The following is a 1,005-nucleotide window of genomic DNA, read 5'->3' on the forward strand; positions in this document are numbered from 1 at the left end:
GGGTTAGGGGGTGGGTATTTTTAGATTCCACCGCCGTCATTACGAGCAGTTTAGATTCTTTAGATTCCAAACTGCGTGGCAATCCACAAGGCAAAGTGCAAATAATAGATTGCCACGATTCTAGTCTTTTTGACAAAAGCCTAGAATCTCGCAATGACGGCAATCCTTATTGGGATAAAGATTTTACAGATTCTCGCAATGATAAAAGCAAAATAAACCCACAAAAATACATAAAATTAGCCAAAATAGATTCTATTCGCACGGATTTTGTGCAAGCATATTTACCACAAGAGGCAACAACTTCAAAAATAAATTCTACGCAAAAAGATTTGCCACAAACCACAATAGATTCTATGCAAGTTGCAAACAACACAAATACACAAAATAATGCTTTTATAAATAATCATAGAGATATTTCGCGCTACGCGCTCAATATGACAAATGATATAGATTCTATGAAATCAACAGAATCTATGCAAACAGATTCTACAAAAATAGATTCTACGAAAAATTCAGCAGATTTTACTCAAACAAAATCTATAAAAACAGATTTTACAAAAATCACAGCATATTCTATGCAAAACGACTACACAAAAATAGATTCCTCGCAAAACGATTCTATACAAACAAAAACTATACAAATAGATTCTATGCAAATGTTTTTTGCACAAAATGCAATAACTTCCCAACAAACAGATTCCACACCACAAGCATTTGACAAATCCTCGCGATACAATAAACTAAAAAAATTAAATGACTTAGAATCAATAAACTTAGAAGCAAAAGATTTAGGCAAGGTAACTGCTACGGCGGAGAGAGAATTTGAAGCCTATCAAAGTGGTAATCAAATTGGACGAGAAATGTTAGATTCTAATCCAAGTGGGAATGGGGATATTACAAGTATTTTAAAGATTTTGCCAAATGTGCAGTTTGATAATGCACAAAATCGCTCGACTACGCCCGGATAGATTGACCCCGCCAACATATCCATAAGCGGAGGGCTTT

The 1,005-nt window shown here is 34.6% G+C and carries 1 protein-coding gene; it reads left to right on the forward strand.

From position 1 onward, the window contains the following. Positions 1-968: hypothetical protein (locus ACWIX0_RS13750; protein ID WP_454174547.1), on the forward strand; the 968-nt coding region annotated here is incomplete at its 5' end. Positions 969-1,005 lie beyond the last annotated feature (37 nt).

This window comes from Helicobacter sp. T3_23-1059 (genome assembly GCF_053654515.1).